This is a genomic window from Streptomyces sp. NPDC101225 (genome assembly GCF_044767585.1).
Classification (GTDB): Bacteria; Actinomycetota; Actinomycetes; order Streptomycetales; family Streptomycetaceae; genus Streptomyces.
Window position 1 is genome coordinate 178,768 of record NZ_JBIWOE010000014.1, and the last position, 15,466, is coordinate 194,233.

General features: G+C 72.6%; 14 protein-coding genes and 3 pseudogenes. 14 read left to right on the forward strand and 3 right to left on the reverse strand.

What is annotated here, in order from left to right; translation table 11 throughout:
* Positions 1-153 precede the first annotated feature (153 nt).
* A pseudogene (rpsN, locus tag ACIRPX_RS21550) lies at positions 154-408 on the reverse strand (30S ribosomal protein S14); the annotation flags it as partial.
* Positions 409-453: 45 nt separating this feature from the next.
* Between rpsN and ACIRPX_RS21555 the strand changes: the two are divergent.
* From ACIRPX_RS21555 to ACIRPX_RS21590, 8 genes and pseudogenes are all read left to right on the forward strand, one after another.
* Positions 454-720, forward strand: a pseudogene (locus ACIRPX_RS21555) (HoxN/HupN/NixA family nickel/cobalt transporter); the annotation flags it as partial.
* Positions 721-919: 199 nt separating this feature from the next.
* Positions 920-1,171, forward strand: a complete 252-nt coding sequence (locus ACIRPX_RS21560; RefSeq protein ID WP_404196828.1) for a hypothetical protein — start codon at positions 920-922, stop codon at positions 1,169-1,171.
* Positions 1,171-3,465, forward strand: coding sequence for a heavy metal translocating P-type ATPase (locus tag ACIRPX_RS21565; RefSeq protein ID WP_404196831.1), 2,295 nt, complete (start codon positions 1,171-1,173; stop codon positions 3,463-3,465). The genes ACIRPX_RS21560 and ACIRPX_RS21565 overlap by 1 nt, the downstream gene beginning before the upstream one ends.
* Positions 3,466-3,475: 10 nt before the next feature.
* Positions 3,476-3,802, forward strand: a pseudogene (locus ACIRPX_RS21570) (copper chaperone PCu(A)C); the annotation flags it as partial.
* A gap of 134 nt (positions 3,803-3,936) precedes the next feature.
* Complete coding sequence (locus tag ACIRPX_RS21575; protein WP_404196833.1) at positions 3,937-4,662, forward strand: hypothetical protein; 726 nt, start codon at positions 3,937-3,939, stop codon at positions 4,660-4,662.
* Between the two features lie 220 nt (positions 4,663-4,882).
* Positions 4,883-5,485, forward strand: coding sequence for a sigma-70 family RNA polymerase sigma factor (locus tag ACIRPX_RS21580; RefSeq protein ID WP_404196873.1), 603 nt, complete (start codon positions 4,883-4,885; stop codon positions 5,483-5,485).
* Positions 5,486-5,825: 340 nt separating this feature from the next.
* Positions 5,826-6,041 carry a hypothetical protein gene (locus tag ACIRPX_RS21585; protein WP_404196836.1) on the forward strand — a complete coding sequence of 72 codons (216 nt, stop codon included), beginning with the start codon at positions 5,826-5,828 and terminating at the stop codon, positions 6,039-6,041.
* 259 nt (positions 6,042-6,300) lie between these two features.
* The gene (locus tag ACIRPX_RS21590) at positions 6,301-7,767 is read left to right on the forward strand and encodes a PepSY-associated TM helix domain-containing protein (protein ID WP_404196875.1); all 1,467 of its coding nucleotides are present in this window, start codon (positions 6,301-6,303) and stop codon (positions 7,765-7,767) included.
* Positions 7,768-8,195: 428 nt separating this feature from the next.
* Here the strand turns inward: ACIRPX_RS21590 and ACIRPX_RS21595 are convergent, their stop codons facing one another.
* Complete coding sequence (locus ACIRPX_RS21595) at positions 8,196-8,684, reverse strand: DUF5134 domain-containing protein (RefSeq protein ID WP_404196839.1); 489 nt, start codon at positions 8,682-8,684, stop codon at positions 8,196-8,198.
* Positions 8,685-9,025: 341 nt separating this feature from the next.
* Between ACIRPX_RS21595 and ACIRPX_RS21600 the strand changes: the two genes are divergently transcribed.
* The 3 genes from ACIRPX_RS21600 to ACIRPX_RS21610 all read left to right on the forward strand — a co-directional run bounded on the left by ACIRPX_RS21600 (position 9,026) and on the right by ACIRPX_RS21610 (position 11,276).
* Complete coding sequence (locus ACIRPX_RS21600; protein WP_404196840.1) at positions 9,026-9,826, forward strand: hypothetical protein; 801 nt, start codon at positions 9,026-9,028, stop codon at positions 9,824-9,826.
* A 185-nt stretch (positions 9,827-10,011) separates the two neighbouring features.
* Entirely contained in the window at positions 10,012-10,692 is a 681-nt protein-coding gene (locus ACIRPX_RS21605; protein ID WP_404196842.1) for a superoxide dismutase family protein, read from the forward strand.
* The gene (locus ACIRPX_RS21610; RefSeq protein WP_404196845.1) at positions 10,671-11,276 is read left to right on the forward strand and encodes a copper resistance protein CopC; all 606 of its coding nucleotides are present in this window, start codon (positions 10,671-10,673) and stop codon (positions 11,274-11,276) included. The genes ACIRPX_RS21605 and ACIRPX_RS21610 overlap by 22 nt, the downstream gene beginning before the upstream one ends.
* A gap of 375 nt (positions 11,277-11,651) precedes the next feature.
* On the opposite strand, the gene ACIRPX_RS21615 is transcribed toward ACIRPX_RS21610, so the two are convergent.
* Positions 11,652-12,404, reverse strand: coding sequence for a nucleotidyltransferase domain-containing protein (locus ACIRPX_RS21615; RefSeq protein ID WP_404196848.1), 753 nt, complete (start codon positions 12,402-12,404; stop codon positions 11,652-11,654).
* A gap of 469 nt (positions 12,405-12,873) precedes the next feature.
* Between ACIRPX_RS21615 and ACIRPX_RS21620 the strand changes: the two genes are divergently transcribed.
* Genes ACIRPX_RS21620 through ACIRPX_RS21630 form a run of 3 tightly spaced genes read left to right on the forward strand, consistent with a single transcriptional unit; the run spans position 12,874 to position 15,325 of the window.
* Entirely contained in the window at positions 12,874-13,179 is a 306-nt protein-coding gene (locus ACIRPX_RS21620; RefSeq protein WP_404196850.1) for an MSMEG_0570 family nitrogen starvation response protein, read from the forward strand.
* Positions 13,176-14,492, forward strand: coding sequence for an MSMEG_0569 family flavin-dependent oxidoreductase (locus ACIRPX_RS21625; protein ID WP_404196852.1), 1,317 nt, complete (start codon positions 13,176-13,178; stop codon positions 14,490-14,492). Before ACIRPX_RS21620 ends, ACIRPX_RS21625 begins: the two co-directional genes overlap by 4 nt.
* A 17-nt stretch (positions 14,493-14,509) precedes the next feature.
* On the forward strand, positions 14,510-15,325 hold the full coding sequence (locus ACIRPX_RS21630; protein WP_404196855.1) for an amidohydrolase family protein: 816 nt from the start codon (positions 14,510-14,512) through the stop codon (positions 15,323-15,325).
* Positions 15,326-15,466 lie beyond the last annotated feature (141 nt).

The following is a 15,466-nucleotide window of genomic DNA, read 5'->3' on the forward strand; positions in this document are numbered from 1 at the left end:
GCTCCCGACCTCTGCCGCGTTCCGTCGGCCGGGCGGGGCGGGCCGCCCCCCCCACACCGTGGGCGCGGGCGCGGCCCTGCGGTACGGACGTGGTGTCATCCCGACCGGCTCCGGGCTCCGGCGGTGCGGCACACGCGGATCAGGAGGGGGCCACCAACGGCTCCTGGTCACGCCGGGCAACTCGCCCGCGTGGGCCATCTCGCGTACGCGGATGCGTGACAGGCCGAAGGCGCGCAGATGGCCGCGTGGGCGGCCGTCCACGGCGTCGCGGTTGCGCGGGCGGGCGGCGCTGGCGTCGCGGGACTGCCGGCGCAGTTCCCGCTGTGCGCTCGCCCGTTCGCCGTCGGTCGTCCGGGGGGACGCGATGATCGCCTTCAACGCGGCGCTGCGTACGGCATGACGGGCCACGACGAGATCCTGCCGCTGCCGCTGCCGCTGCCGCTGCCGCTGCCGCTGCCGCTGCCGCTGCCGCTGCCGCTGCCGCTGCCGTTCGCCGCGGGGATGAGCCTGTTCGACACGCTCGACGGCACCTTCATGAACTTCGCCTACCGGTGGGCGTTCTCCCACCCGGTGCGCAAGGTGTTCTACAACCTCGCCATCACCGGTCTGTCCATCGCGGTCGCCTTCCTCTTCGTGGTCGTGTGGGCGGCGGCGCCGGCCTACTGGCGGCTGGCCAAGGTGGAGCAGAGGTGGGCCGCCCGTCTCACCGAGGGTGGCTGACACCCGGCGCGTGACGCACCGCCTCGAAGGCCAGGGGTGATAGTGGTCGGTCTCAGGCGGGTGCAACGCCCGGTGCGCGTGTGACGCACGTCACAATGTGAGGTCGGAACTCGACGCCCTGTCGATCCGACTCCTGCTGTGCCGCGGCTACCACCGCCGTCTGTCGCGAGACCGTTCGATACGACCAGGAAGGTCGGGCATGGCAGATATCCCGCCCTCGCACCGCTCCGCCCGTGCCGCCGCCCGCAGATGGATGCCACCTCCCGCGCTCTGCGGGTTCCTGCTCCTGCTGGCGCTGGTGTTCTCGGTGTCCTACGCCGTCGGCTCGGCGGTGGGGCCGGTGGCACCAGGTTTGCACAGCACCGGGACCACAGAGGGCGGTGGCGGGAGCGACGGCAACGGCGGCGGCATGGACGACATGCCCGGGATGGGCCATGGAAGCGGTGAGTGATGGCGTCCGAACCGACGGCGAGCCTCGTGGTCACGGACGTCACCGTGGGCGGGATGACCTGCGCGGCCTGCGTCCGGAGGGTGGAGAGGAAACTCGCCAGGCTGGCGGGTGTCACCGCCACGGTCAATCTGGCCACGGGGCTCGCGCGGGTGAGCCACCCGGCAGCTGTCGCCCCCGAGGACCTCGTCACCGCGGTCGAGCAGGCCGGGTACCAGGCCGCCCTGCCCGTGCGTGAGGACGACGGCGCGGACGAGGAAACGGGCGAGGCCGGGATCGAGGAGGCACGCCGCGAACGGGAGCGGATCGTCGTCACCGCTCTGCTCGCGCTGCCGGTCCTCGTGCTGTCGATGGTGCCGGCCCTGCAGTTCCGCAACTGGCAGTGGCTGTGCTTCCTGCTCGCCGCCCCGGTGGCGGTGTGGAGCGCCTGGCCCTTCCACGTCAGGGCGCTGCGAGGGCTGCGGCATTCCACGGCCACCATGGACACCCTGGTCTCGCTCGGGGTCGTGGCGTCGTTCTCCTGGTCGGTGTACGCGCTGTTCCTGGGCGGAGCGGGCGAGCCGGGGATGCGGATGTCGTTCAGCCTGCGGACCTCCGCGTCCGAGGGCATGGCGCACCTGTATCTCGAAGCCGCCGTGAGCGTCCCCCTGTTCGTGCTGACCGGGCGGTTCCTGGAGGCGCGGGCGCGGCGGGGGACCGGAGCGGCGCTGCGGTCGTTGGCCGAACTGGCGGCCAGGAAGGCGTCCGTACGGGACGAGCACGGTGAGCGGTCGGTGCCCATCGAGCAGGTGCGGGTGGGACAGGTCTTCGTGGTGCGTCCCGGTGAGCGGGTGGCCACCGACGGGCGCGTGACGGAGGGCAGTTCCGCGGTGGACCTGTCCCTGGTCACCGGCGAGAGCGAACCCGTGGAGGTGTCTCCCGGCTCGGCCCTGGTCGGCGGCGCCGTCAACGCGGGCGGGCTGCTGCTCGTCGAGGCCACGGCCGTCGGCGCGGACACCCAACTGGCCCGCATCACCCGGCTCGTGACGGAGGCTCAGGCAGGCAAGGCACGGGCACAGCGGCTGGCCGACACGGTCGCCGGAGTGTTCGTTCCGGTGGTCCTGGCCATCGCGGTGACCGTCCTCGGCTTCTGGCTGGGCGCCGGAGCCGACCCCCAGGCGGCGTTCACCGCGTGCGTCGCCGTCCTGGTCGTGGCCTGCCCGTGCGCACTGGGCCTGGCGACACCGACCGCCCTGATGGCCGCCACCGGCCGCGGGGCACAACTGGGCGTGCTGGTGAGCGGGCCGCAGACACTGGAGGCTCTGCAGCACGTGGACACGGTCGTGCTGGACAAGACCGGCACGCTGACCACCGGCCACATGACCGTGGCCAAGGTCACCGCGCTCCCGGGCACGCTCGGGCAGCACGCGGTGATGCGGCTGGCCGGGGCGGTGGAGCGGGGCTCCGAGCATCCGATCGGGCGGGCGGTCACCGCGTACGCGGACCGCACGGACACCCCCGGACCCTTGCCGCACGTGACGGACTTCGCCGCGGTGCCGGGACATGGCGTGAGCGGCCGGGTGGCCGGCCGCACGGTGGAGGTGGGCGCGCCGGACGGCGACCTGCCGCGCGCACTGGCCGAAGCACTGGCCGAGGCCGAAGAAGCCGCGTACACGCCCGTCCTGGTGAAGGTCGACGGCCGGGCCGAGGCGCTCGTCGCCGTCGGCGATCTGGTGCGCCCCGGCAGCTACCGGGCCGTGGACCGGCTGCGCCGGCTCGGCATCCGCCCGGTGCTGGCCACGGGCGACCGCACGGCGCCCGCCGAGGCCGTCGCCGGCGCACTCGGCCTCGACGAGGTGCACGCCCGCTGCACCCCGGAGGGCAAGGCGGCTCTCGTGCGGGACCTGAGGAAGCAGGGCGCCCGGGTCGCGGTGGTCGGCGACGGCGTGAACGACGCCGCCGCGCTGGCCGCCGCCGACCTCGGCATCGCCATGGGCAGCGGCACCGACGTGGCCATCGGCGCAGCCGACCTCACCCTGGCGCGCGGCGACATCGAGGCACTCGTCGACGCCGTGCTGCTCGCCCGGCGCGCCCTGGGCACGATCCGGGCCAACCTGGTGTGGGCGTTCGGCTACAACGTCGTCACCGTGCCGCTGGCCATGGTCGGCCTGCTCGACCCCATGGTCGCCGCGGCGGCGATGTCGGCCAGTTCCGTGCTGGTGGTCGCCAACAGCCTGCGGTTGCGCACCTGGCAGCCCTCTCCCGTCCGCGGCCGGAGCCACCGCGGGACGCGCGGCGTGCAAGCGGCCGTCCGATGAGGCGGTCCACGGTGCGGACGCCCTCATCACCGATGCGGGCGGTTCGGCCGACACCTTGGTCCGGGTCACGGCACGTGGCGTCCCCGGCGAGGTCACGCTCTCCCGGCACCGCATGCGGTCGGGCAACGCGACCTACCGGTCCGCGGCCGACTCCGTTGCCGTCGCGGCGGGGGACAGCCTCGTCATGTCACCCAGTGGGGTGGACCTGACGGCGCCGGTGCCGTCGGACCAGTGGCATTCAGGTGAACTTACCTCGTTCACCCTGGAGTTCCGGAGCGGCGGCCGGGTGAAGGTCCGGGCGCTCGTGGTGCGGCCCAACTCCGTTTTGTTCAGGTAGTCGTTCCCCGCCGCCTTCGGGTTCCCGGGCGTCACGTGTGAGATGAGTTACCGGGCCACCGGTGAGTCGAGGGACGGGAGTTCGTACGTACCCTGCGACGACGCTCAGTTGCCGGGTGCGAGGATGGGCGGGCTATGACTGTCCGAGGGTGGTGCCGCGCGGTGCGGGCCGGCGTGTTCGCCGCCGTCTGCGTGCTGCTCGCCGCGGTCGGGCACGTGACCATGTCGGGGATCTCCGTTCCGTGGTGGGCGATGGCCGCCGGTGCGGCCGTGACCGGCACGACCGGATGGCTGATGGCCGGCCGGGAACGCGGGCGCGCGTCGGTGGTCGCGGTCGTGACCGCCGCACAGGCGGTGCTCCACGAGACGTTCACCCAGGCGCAGAAGTTCGTGTCGGCGCCGGAGCCGGCCGTCCTGCCCGGCGCCGGGGGTTCGACGGGCACCGGCACCGGCACGATGGACATGGGCTCGATGGGGTCGATGGACATGCACTCCATGGGCGCCATGGACATGGGTGCGGCCCCGCACGCGCTGCACGGCATGTCCGGTGGCGGACACCTGCACGGCATGGCGGGCATGAGTGGTACGGCCTCGGTCGGCATGCTCGCCGCGCACCTGCTGGCCGCTGTGCTGTGCGGGCTGTGGCTGGCGCATGGCGAACGCGCCGTGTTCCGCGTGCTGCGGGCGGCGGCGGCCTGGCTGGCGGCCCCCCTGCGGTTGCTGCTGACGGCCCTGCCGGCACCGCCCGACCGCCCGTCCGTGCGCAGGCGCTGCGACGTCGCCGGTCCGGCCCCGGTACGGCTGCTGCTGTGCTGTTCTCTCACCTTCCGCGGGCCGCCCGCGGGTGCCGCTGTCCGCTGAGACAGCCGGATCCCCCCAGGGCCCCTCACCGCGCCTGCCGTCGAGGCGCGCGGGGCCGCCGACGGCAGCCCCGCGGAGACCCGCGCACGCGCCGCCGTGAGCGGTCCCTCCCGGGCCCCGGGCATCGCCGTACCTCCTGCGTACGGACGCACCCCAAGTGCCGGTGAGCCGTGCCCTGCTGCGGGTCCGGTCCCGGAAGACCTGAGAAGGACATCACGTGATGATCTCCGCCCTGCCCCCTCCCCGCGCCGACCGTGCCGCCGCGGACGCCTCGGCGACCGCCTGGGCACTGGCCGCCCGCGGTGGCGACCCCGACGCGGCCGACCACTTCGTCCGCGCCCTGCACGCCGACGTGCTGCGCTACGTGGCTCACCTCAGCGGTGACCCCCAGACCGCCCACGACCTGACCCAGGACACCTTCATGAGGGCGTTCGGCAGCCTGCACCGCTACGAGGGCCGCGCCTCCGCCCGCACGTGGCTGCTGGCCATCGCCCGGCGCGCGGTCGCCGACAGTCTGCGCCGTGCCGCGGTCCGCCCCCGCATCGCCGACGCCGTCGACTGGCAGAGAGCGGTGGAACGCTCCCAGCCCGGTGGCCTGCCGGGCTTCGACGAGGGGGTGGCCCTGCTCGACCTGCTGGAGAGCCTGCCCGACGAACGCCGGGAAGCGTTCGTACTGACCCAGGTGGTCGGGCTGTCGTACGAGGAGACGGCCGGGTTCGTCGGCTGCCCCGTCGGCACGGTCCGCTCCCGGGTCAACCGAGCCCGCACCAGCCTGGACCAGTTGCTGCAGGAGGCCGAGGCACCGGGCGCCCGCGCGGCCTGAGCCCGGGTCACTTCCCCCGGCGGCGCGGTTCTGCTCGGCGAAGCAGGCCATGCCGCCGGGAACGCGACGGCCTCCTCACCGTGCTCTCCATATGCCTGTGGGACACGCCGGTTCGACACCCCTCAGGTAGTCGTGCAGCGGCTCGGTCTGGTTCCCGCGGGAGTGCGTCACCTGGTGCATCGGGAGTGAAGTGGAGCACGGACGCGAAGGGGTGTGCCTCGGCCCGTGCACCCACCGGCGCGTGCCGCCATGGGCCCGAGGGTATGCCTCGGCCACCACCGGACAGCAGGTGGCGCCCGAGGACCTGGCGGCCCTCCCTTGCGTTGAAAGGCGGTACACGATGGACGACATCACCGGTCTGGAGCCCTTGGCGACCTTCTGCGGAGAGTGCAACTGCGGGTGCCCGCAGCTGTTCGTCGACCCGAACGCCCCCGCGGACCGCCGCGTCCTGCTCACCGACGACTTCGGCCAGCGCGTGCAGATGAGCGTCGACCAGTTCGCCTCGCTGGTGGAGGAGGCGAAGGCCGGGAAGCTCGACGGCGTGGCGACCGCCTGACCGAACGCCCCCTGAGGGAATGCGTGGCGATCCTCGTGCCCGACGTCGAAGGGCGGTTGCCCGGGACGCCCGGCGCCGGTGTCGGTGAAATCCGTGCGGAATCGCGGGAACCGGGGCACTCCTCGGCCCGACTAGTTCATGACAGCGGCCGTATGCGGCCTCTGGAGCGGCGTCGCGGCGGTGGTCCACCTGCCGGACGCCGGCTGTCCCGCACGGATGACCGGTGCCCGGAGCACCGCCGACCCAGCACGAGGTGAAGATGACGACCGTCGACTCCGAAGAACCCGCCCGGCCCGAACCGGCCGGTGCGGGCGGTGAGGCCACGGCCACCCTCACGGCGGTGACACCGACGGCGCCCGCGCCGGTCCGCAGGCCCGAGGGCCTCGGCCCGCTGCTGGCACGGCTGCACTTCTACGCCGGGATCCTGGTGGCGCCGTTCCTGCTCGTAGCGGCCGTCACCGGCCTGCTCTACACGTTCACGCCGCAACTGGACTCGCTCGTCTACGGCAAGGAACTCCACGTCTCCCGCACCGGCGGTGGCACCGTGCCGCTCTCCGGGCAGGTCGCCGCCGCCCGCGCCGAGCATCCGGCGGGCACGCTGACCGCCGTACGCCCGGGAAGCGGCGACCACACGACCCAGGTGGACTTCGCCCTGCCCGAACTCGGGGAGAAGACCCACACGGTCTACGTCGACCCGTACACGGGCAGGGCCAAGGGGCAGCTGACCACCTGGTACGCCGAGACCCCGCTCACCACGTGGCTCGACGCCCTGCACCGCAACCTCAACCTCGGGGCCGTCGGCCGCCACTACTCGGAGACGGCGGCCAGTTGGCTGTGGGTGCTCGCGCTCGGCGGTCTCTTCCTGTGGTGGCGCCGGCGGCACGGCAAACGGACCGCACGCCGCCTGCTGCTGCCGGACCGGACCGCGAGGAAGGGCGTACGGCGCACCCGCAGCCGGCACGCCGCCGTCGGCCTCTGGCTCTCGATCGGACTGCTCGGCCTCTCCGCCACCGGCCTGACCTGGTCGCGCTACGCCGGCGCCAACTTCGGCGAGGCGCTCGACGCGCTGCACTCCCACACACCTTCGGTGGCCACCACCCTGTCGACCGGCACGGAGGGTTCCGGCGCAGCGAAGAACACGGCCCGCAGTGCCGACCCGGCCGCGGTGGACGGCGTCCTCGAGGCCGCTCGCGGTGCCGGTGTGGACGGGCCGGTCGAGATCGCCGTACCTGCGGACAAGGCGACCGCCTGGACGGTGACGCAGACCCGCAACCTCTGGCCGGTCGGACGCGACAGCGTCGCCGTCGACGCCGCCACCGACCGGGTGACCGACCGGGTCGCCTTCGCCGACTGGCCGGTGATGGCCAAGCTCACCCGCTGGGGCATCAACGCCCATATGGGCACCCTCTTCGGCCTGGTCAACCAGATTCTTCTGGCGCTCCTCGCCCTCGGCCTGATCTGCGTCATCGTCTGGGGCTACCGCATGTGGTGGCAGCGCCGCCCCACCCGCTCCGACCGCCGGACCTCCCTGGGTGCGCCGCCCGCCCGCGGTGCCTGGCGTTCCCTGCCGTCCTGGGCCGTCGCCCTCGGCATCGTCGTGGTCGCCACGGTCGGCTGGGTGATTCCCCTCTTCGGCATCCCGCTGGCGGGGTTCCTCGCCGTCGACCTGGCCATAGGCGCCCTCCGAAGCCGTCGCACGGCCGAATCCACCACCATCGCGCACTGACCGGTCCCCGGGCCGGGGCGGGGCCACTCCGAGGTCCCGGCCCGGCGGTCGCCGGGGGCGGGTTCCGCCCCCGGCCCGAGGGCGCGGAGAGCGCTGCGTCAGCGCGTATCAGGGCGCCTGCGGCCGCGAAGGGGCCGACGGTGTCCACGGGGGCCCGACACCGCCCGGGTCACCGCCACGTGCAGTCCTGCGGCGGTCACCAGCCCCGCGACGGCACCGGCCGCGGCTCCCGTCGCCCCTCCGGCGAAGGAGCCCAGCCAGGCGTATCCCGCGACGAGTACCACCGTGGTCAGCACGGACAAGGACCACACCCTGGACAGGTGCTCGCCCACTGCCGTCCACCCACGCGCACGGGAGACCGGCCGTTCCCAAGGCCATGTCCCGTCCGTGACCACCACCCGTTCTCCGAATGGTACGGACATGGAGCCTCACCCCCCTGATCCCCTGGTCCCGTCCCGCCCACCGCGCTTCGGCCCTGGGCGACTCCACCGTTTCCTCCCCACGCGGAGCCCCGGAAAACAGCGCATCGGCGGGCTTTCCCGCCCCGTTGCCCACCGAGGTCGGGAAGCCACGACGAACATGACCGCCATCCCCAGTGCCCTGGCCGCACGGCAGGCCGGGGCCGGCGCTCCCGCGGAACCCGCCGATGTCACACGGTGGCCGTTCTCCGCGCCGCGGCCGGCTCCGTCGCCGGCTCGCGCCCGGTCGAGCGCACGGGTGAGCCAGAACAGACCCAGCACGCCCAGGACGATCGCCGGCAGCACGGCTGCGGTGGTCGGGCCGGTCCCCGACAGGCTCATGGAGGAGAGACCCGAGTCACCGGCCATGTCCATTCCGACCATGTCCGATGCCCCGCCCGACCCGGACGCGGCGGACACCGTCCCGGAGGCGTCCATCGCCGACACCATCGACGCCATGGCCCCCAGCAGCGATCACCGGACCCACTCGACTCCCGGACGCCGCACGGCGCCGACGCGTACTCCGGGACCGGACGCAACGGACCCGGCGCACGACCACCAGAGGAGTCGGGGCGGTACCCGAGGAAGTTCCCGGCGTTCGCCGTGACGAGGCCACATCGGCGGCCGGGTGGTGCGGTGCGGTCGGCGCCCGTCGGAGGCCTCCGGGAAAGGGTGGATGTCCCGGCGCGCAGGGTGAACGCGGGCATCCCGGAATGCGTAAGGGGACGGTGAGACCGTTGAGTTGCCAGGAGCGCGAGGAGAGCGTGCATGTCCCCCGGAGGCACCGTGGTGGTGGCGCAGTGAGGGCGCGGCAGCCGTCCGCTCTCGCCGTCCCCGCGGTCGGGGTCGTGCCCTCGGCGCGGGCCGCGGTCTTCGGTGCCGTCTGCGTGGTGACGACCGCTCTGGGGCACGACCTGATGGCCTCGGGGGAGGTGCTGCCCTGGTGGGCGTTGGGTCTCGCCTTCGCGGCGGCCGCGTCGGGCGGGTGGTGGCTGACCGGGCGTGAGCGCGATGCTCCGACCGTCGTCGGGACGACGGTCGCCGCACAGGTGCTGCTGCACCTGTTCTTCGGTACCGCCTCGTGTCTGACGGGCGGCGCGGGCGTGCCCGCCGGCATGGGGGGAGGCGCGGGGAGCTCCGGCATGCCGGGGATGGCCTTCGGCCACGCGGGCCTGATGATGCATCACGCCGGAATGGCCGACGGCTCCGGGTCCATGACGGGGTCCTCCGGCTCGGGACCGTCCGGTGGGTCTCTTCTCTCGGTCCTGATGCGCGAGGGCTCCGCGGGGATGTTTCTGGCCCATGTGCTGGCCGCGTTGGTGTGCGGACTGTGGCTGTGGTGGGGCGAGCGGGCGGCCCACCGGATCGGCCGGGCCCTGGCCGCCGTCCTGCTCGCCCCGCTGCGCCGCGCCCTGCGGGTGCTCTTCCGTACGCCGGATGAAGGCGGGTGCCGGTCGTGGCGGGCGGTCGTCGACGGAGGAAACCGCCGCTGGGCCGTCTCCACGGCGCTGAGACACGTGGTCGTCCGCAGAGGGCCGCCAGGAGTCCGTTCACGCATCAGCCTCCTGTCTCCCGATCCGCCGCTCGCGGTGCGGTCCTGAGCCCGGTCCGTTCCGGCGGCCGGCAGGGCCCGGGGGACAGGCGGCGGCCGACGCGCCTGTCCACGTCGGCCTGACCTGTTCGGCCCTGGGCCGCCCCTTGCCGCCTCGGCGCCCGCTGTGCGCCGTCGCCGCGCTGTGCCGCGACGACCGGGCGGGGCCGGCCTCCGTCAACGATCGGGAGTTCCATGCACCACCACACGCTCGACCGCACGCCTTCGTGTGACACCACGCCGGCGGAGCGGCCCTCGACCACCGGGCGGGGCGCCGCCCCGCGCCGGCCCCGTCCGCGGCTTGCCGCCTGCCTCGCCGTCCTCGCCGCGGCGGCCCTGGTGTCCGGCTGCGGCGGCTCCTCCGGCACCGCCGAGAAGGCGTCCGCGGAGTCCTCCGCGTCCCCGTCCAAGAGCATGGACGGCATGTCCGACATGAACATGTCGTACGGCGACCCGAAGGCCACCCCCGCCTACAAGATGTCCGGCGCCAGCACGGTCAAGGGCGCGTTCGAACTGCTGGACACCCGTCCGCCCGGCATGGACGACGTCAAGGGCACCGCCTGGCTGGCGCAGGGTTCCATGGGCACCACGGTGACGGTGTCCCTGACCGGCCTGAAGCCGGGGCAGCACTACATGGCCCACCTGCACGCCGAGCACTGCTCGGCGGACAACGGCGGCGAGCACTTCCAGTTCACCGAGGGAGGTCCGGCCAAGCCGCCCAACGAGGTGTGGCTGACCTTCACCGCCGACAAGTCCGGCAAGGGCATGACGACGGTGAACAACGCGAAGAAGACCGGCAAGGGCGCGGTCGCCCTCGTCGTCCACCCCATGGAAGCGATGGACAACCGGATAGCATGCGCGGACTTCGATTTCTGAGGGCGCCGGCCGCCCTGTCGGGGTGTCTGGGCGTGCTGCTGCTCTTCGGCGGCACACCCGCGTACGCCCACACCGCACTGAAGACGGCGACACCGGCGCCGGGCTCCACCGTCGGTAGCGCAACGAGCGTCATCGCCCTGACCTTCGCCCAGTTGAAGCCGGGGACGATCCCGAAGATCAGGCTGGTCGGTCCCGACGGCACCGCCGTGCCCCTGGGGCAGCCCCAGGTGGCCGACGGGTCCGTCGCGTGCGCGTCCGTGGGCTCGCTGCCCGCGGGCGTCGACACGCTGACGTACACCGTCACCGCCACCGACGGCGACGTGCAGACCAACGCGTTCCAGTTCCAGGCCGACGAGGGCACGCAGGCCGCCGCCGTCCCGGCCGCCTGCGCGGGCCTGAGCCTGGCCGCACCGGTCTCCGGGGAGGACGACGGCGCGGACGCCAGGATCCTGGGTCTCGACCGCACCACGGCGCTGGTCGTCCTCGCGGCGGCCGTCGCCGTGGCCGTCGGCGGGGGAGCCGTCGTGATGCGCAGGTCGCGCCGGACGAGGCCGACGGGAAGAAGGAGGCGCGCCGCCGTGTGACCCAGGTCCGGCGCGGCCGGCGCGGCCGGGCATGTCTGCCGGCGCGCGCACCCGCTGCGATCCGACGCATCGAGAAACACCGGAAAGAACACCAAGCAGCACTGGGAAGCGGGGAGGGGGCACCTCTGGAGCGATCCGGCAGCACCTGAAGCGGCCAGCGGCCCGGTCCGGCGAACAGCCGGGCCGGGCCCGCGCTCGTCTCGGTCCTGCCGTCCCGCTCGGGATCGGCAGCTCGACAGAAGGGGGGCGACACCACGCACGGCCACACCCGAGGTCACCCACTCCGCTCCGCCACTGCCTCCCCACGGCGCACTTGCTGAGGTCTTGCCCCTGGGACCCCGGGCGGCTGTGCAGGAGCTGATTACCCCGCACCGATCAAGGAGCTGTGGACAGGGCCTGGTCGATGGCGGGTTTGAGGAAGGCGAGGGTCGGGCTGGCCCGTCGGCTGATCCATTGGTGGTCGGCGGGGCCGGGGGTGCCGTAGCGGCGCTGTCTGATGTCGTCCACGACGTCGATGGGGGCGCCGAGTTCGGTGAGGACGTCGAGGGCCTCGGCCTTGGTGATCAGCCTGCCCTCCTGCAGGGTCACGGTGGCTCGGGCCAGGGTCAGCAGTCCCAGGTCGACCCAGATGTCGCGCCGCCACCGTTGTGGGTGTTCCAGGGCCGGGCGCCAGAAGTCCTGAAGGTCCTCGAGGATGAAGTCGGCGAGCTGACGGTCGGTCACCGGCGGCAGGAGCCCGGCCGGTGGCCGGCCGTGCAGGACGCGTCCGAAGGCGTGCAGTTCACGCCTGGTCACCGGTGTGACGGGCCGGTGCGTCAGCTCCTCGTGGGCCCATGTGAGAGGGGAGCGCGCGGCATCGTCCAGCTCGCTGACCGCAAGGTAGCTGCAGTGCAGCCGTGAGGCGAGGAGGACGTCCCGGCCCAGGGCTTCGTGCATCGCACTCAGTTGCTGTTCCTCGGCCGGTGTGCAGGTCCGGCCGAGCAGAGCGACCAGGTCGAGGTCGCTGCGGCCCGGCCGGTAGTCGCCCGCGGCCAGCGAACCGTGGGCCCATACGGCTACCAGCGGCACCAGCGGCTGCAGGGCGCCGGCGAAACGGTCCAGGAGATGCTCGGTGATCTGATCTGCCATGGGGACAGTCCGGCCATACGAGGAGGAACATCCGGGGCCGATGGGCGGACCGGATGGGGGCCAGCCGGCTGGCCGGTCCCCGTCCCGGGTACAGGACGGCAGTCTTCCCCACCAGCCAGCAGCCGTCCTGCCGCGGGTCCCCAGGTGTGATGTCTCACCGACGCCGCGGTGGCCGGGCGTGTTTGACCTGCAGTGCCTGAACTGCGACGCCTGCTGGGACCCGTGCGGCCTGCTTGCTTGTGGTCCTGCAGGTTGGAGGGGACCGCCGCAGGTGTGTTGGGAATGCCCACGTAATGCCCGAGGTTTGCCTCTGAGGCAACTGAGTGTGGCGACCCCCGTACGCGTGGTGAGGGGTACGTAACTCCGCTTTATTCCGGATGACTTGGTTCGGAAACGGGCCGTGGATGAAGTGGGTCCCGCAAGTAGAGACGAGGTGTCAAGACCTCGGCGCTTCGCGTGGAGGGATGTCATGCCCGAGATCTATTTCGAGGTGCGCTGGCCTGACGGCGCCGTCCAGCGCTGCTATTCCCCGTCCACGGTGGTGGAGGAGTATTTCACGGCGGGACACGCATACGACCTCGCCGACTTCGTCGAGCGCAGCCGCACGGCCCTGGCCATCGCCGGAGAGCGAGTGCGGGAGAAGTTCGGCTTCTTCTGCACCGGCGCCTCCGGCCAGCTCGCGCAGATTGAGCAGACCGCGCACGCCTATGCGGCCGTAGCCGGTGCCACGGTCACCGTCGAGAGCCTGCGCCGCGCGGACGGGAGCAAGCGATGAACCCGTCGCGGCGGCTGGCCGAAGCCCACCTGCCGGTGGCAGTGATCGGCGGCGGACAGGCCGGCCTGTCCGCCAGCCACTGCCTGAGCGCACGCGGCATCGATCACGTGGTGATAGAAGCCAACCGGGTCGGCCACGAGTGGCGCACCCGCCGCTGGGACTCGTTCTGCCTCGTCACGCCCAACTGGCAGTGCAGACTGCCCGGTTACCCCTACTCCGGCAGTGACCCCGACGGCTTCATGGTCCGTGACGAGATCGTGCGCTACCTCGAGGACTACGTCGCCGCTTTCCGGCCGCCTCTGGTGGAAGGGGTGTCCGTGACCCGGCTGCGCCCCTCACCGGGCGGGGGCTTCGACGTCGCCACCACGGCCGGGGACTTCACCGCCGACCAGGTGGTGGTCGCAACCGGCCCGTATCACAGCCCGAAGCTGCCCCGGATGGGCGAGCGGCTGACCACTGCCGTCCAGCAGGTGCACTCTTCCGGCTACCGCAACCCCGATCAACTCCCGCACGGCGCCGTACTCGTGGTAGGCACCGGGCAGTCGGGCTGTCAGATTGCCGAGGACCTGCATCTCGCCGGGCGGCAGGTGCACCTCGCTGTGGGCAGCGCCCCGCGCGTGGCCCGCTTCTACCGCGGCCGGGACTGTGTGGCCTGGCTGGACGAGATGGGCCACTACGCCAAGAGCATCGACGGATTCGACGACGCGGACGCCGTACGTCTGCGGGTCAACCACTACGTCACCGGCCGCGACGGCGGCCGCGACATCGACCTGCGGGCTTTCGCCCGGGACGGGATGCGGCTGTACGGACACCTGACGGACATCGCGGGAACGATGCTGGAGTTCGCCGACGACCTCAAGGTCAGCCTCGACCACGCGGACGCCGTCGCCGAGGGCATCAAGGATGCCATCGACGCCCACATCACAGCCCAAGGGATCGACGCGCCGACCGAGTCCCGCTACCTCCCGGTATGGGAACCCGACGAGCAGCCGCGAGAACTGGACCTCGCCGCAGCCGGCATCAGCTCCGTCGTCTGGGCCACCGGCTTCGCCCGCGACCACCGGTGGATCGAGATCCCCGCGTTCGACGGCCGCGGCTACCCGATGCACTGGCGCGGCGTCAGCAGCGTCCCGGGCCTGTACTTCCTGGGCCTGCCCTGGCAGCACACCTGGGGCTCGGGGCGGTTTGAAGCGGTGGGCCGGGACGCCGAGTTCATAGCCGGCCACATCGACGCCGGCCGCCGGCTCGCCGACGTCTGCGGCACCCTCACCGGCGCCCCCAGCCGAGTCACGGCCGCCGTCCCCGTGGGCTGAGAAGGAGCCACCCCGTCATGGTCTACGATGCCCACCGCCATATCGGCGTCCTGCCGGCCTTCCCCTTCTACGGCGGTCCTCCCGTCCATCCCGACACCACCGCCCGCTCCACCATCAAGCAACTGATCGCCGACCTGGACGCCGAGGGGACCGAACGCGCCCTGGTCATCCCCAACTACGGCGTTCCCGACCCCGCGATCGCCTTCTCCTTCAACGAACTGGCGGTCGAGGCGGCCCACCACGACGACCGGATCCGTGCCGGACTGTGGGTCTCCCCCCGCCCCGAGGACGAGCAACGCACCGATCAGGCCTTGACGTTGGCAGCCGAGCGCGGGGTGAAGGCCCTCAAACTCAGCTTCCTGCTCGGCGGCCGCCCCACCGATCCGTCCTGCCGGCCCCTGCTGGACCGCGTCTTCGCCACCGCGGCCCGGCACGACCTGGTGGTCCACGTCCACACCTCGCCCGGCGCCGCGTCCGACATCGACGAGGTCGGCCACCTTGTCGACTGGTACGCCGACCAAGTAGCCGTCCATCTCGTCCACTTCGGCGGCGGGATGAGCGGTCACATCAAGCTCGCCGGCTCTCGCTTCTTCGACTGGATCACCACCGGCAAGCGGGTCTACACCGACCTCTCCTGGGCCATCGGCTTCCTGCCCTACTGGCTGGCCCGGGAGATCGAGCACCGCGGCATCGGCCACGACCGCGTGCTCTTCGCCAGCGACCAGCCCTGGGGCGACTTCGTCGGCGAGTACGCCCGCATGACCGCCGCGACCGGCGGCGGCGAACTGGCCGGCCACGTCTTCCGCGACACGTTCGCCACCCTCTACGACTGACAGTGAGGATTGACCATGGCACCGCTCGGGGGTCTGACTCTCCGAGTGACTGACGCTTCGGCTGTCCTTCTGGGGAATCGTCGGCCTGCCGGGCGGTGTCACTTGGCGCGTGGCCGGTCGGGCGTCCGTGACTTCATAGGA